The sequence below is a fragment of the Photorhabdus antumapuensis genome, assembly GCF_020387775.1.
In the GTDB taxonomy this organism is placed as follows: Bacteria; Pseudomonadota; Gammaproteobacteria; order Enterobacterales; family Enterobacteriaceae; genus Photorhabdus; species Photorhabdus antumapuensis.
Genome location: NZ_JAHZMK010000030.1, coordinates 2001 through 2603, shown reverse-complemented (window position 1 = coordinate 2603; position 603 = coordinate 2001). Strand labels below are relative to the sequence as shown.

Annotated in this window: 1 pseudogene; it reads right to left on the bottom strand. The window is 54.4% G+C overall.

Annotated elements, in window-relative coordinates:
* Window positions 1–603: pseudogene (locus KZ793_RS13295) on the bottom strand (type IV secretion protein Rhs); the annotation flags it as partial.

The window sequence follows — 603 nt, the reverse complement described above, 5'->3', positions numbered from 1 at the left end:
AATTTGACGTTGTAAACGATCCGTCGCACAGACCACTTGACCTAATGCATTGTATTCCCAGGCGCGGGGCGCATTCTCATTGCGCTGGTGATGGGTTAGCTGACCCGCGCTGTCCCATGCCAGGTGTTCTGTGGAATCGTCAGGATAGGTAATGAGGATTAACCGGCCGCTATCGTTATAATCATAACTAGTCGTTTCCATCAGCGCGTTGGTAAAGCGGCTCAGTCGGTTCTCATCGTCGTAACGCCATGTGCTGCTTTGCCCTGAACAGTCGGTGTGGCGCGTCAACTGCCCCTGACCATTCCACGTAAAATGGCTTTCCCCGCCTTTGGCATCAGTCACTTTGTAGGGACGCACCGTATTATCAAAGCCGTAGTGATAACGGGTAGTTTGCTTCAGTGGCGAGGTTTCACTGATCAGCCGCCCAAATTCATCGTAAGCCAGCGCCGTCTCGGTGCCATCCGGCCAGAAGATAACAGTGAGCCGGTCGGTATCATTCTGGTACTGCCAGCCGGTCTGGTTGCCGTTGGCATCGGTGAAGCTCAGCTGACGGCCGTGCTTGTCCCATTCACTCAGACGGGTGTGCCCGTCCGCATCTTTGTA